Source organism: Elizabethkingia argenteiflava, assembly GCF_009904105.1.
GTDB classification, from domain to species: domain Bacteria; phylum Bacteroidota; class Bacteroidia; order Flavobacteriales; family Weeksellaceae; genus Elizabethkingia; species Elizabethkingia argenteiflava.
Genome location: NZ_JAAABJ010000127.1, coordinates 1 through 388, shown reverse-complemented (window position 1 = coordinate 388; position 388 = coordinate 1). Strand labels below are relative to the sequence as shown.

General features: G+C 30.9%; 1 protein-coding gene. It reads left to right on the top strand.

The annotated features are described in order from the left end of the window. Positions 1–265, top strand: a 265-nt coding sequence (locus tag GNY06_RS13520; RefSeq protein WP_212995063.1) for a hypothetical protein, incomplete at its 5' end; no start/stop codon positions are given. Positions 266–388 lie beyond the last annotated feature (123 nt).

The window sequence follows — 388 nt, the reverse complement described above, 5'->3', positions numbered from 1 at the left end:
TACTATAGAACAATCATTGGGTTCTTATTCAACATTGGAAATAAGTAAAGCCATTGTTTCGTTTAATGCTAATCCATCTGGCGAAGCTTTTACGAAATTAGTCAATACATACTTTTTGGACTTTCTTACATTTGTTGCTACATCCGAAGATTTTAAGACATCACCTATTTTATATTTAGAATCGGATATTGGCTCGCTATATATTTTTATAATGTCTTATTTTCCAGAGTTAATGGAAAAGTCTGAGCCAATTTTTTTAAAATGATTAGAACACCTTCAAAAAGAAAGGGACAATAATATAAGACCTGTGAAAGGCTCTTATGGTAGAGATAGCATTCTGTATTTAGCATATTGGTTAGCAAAGGAACACAATAGAAGTGAAAATGTT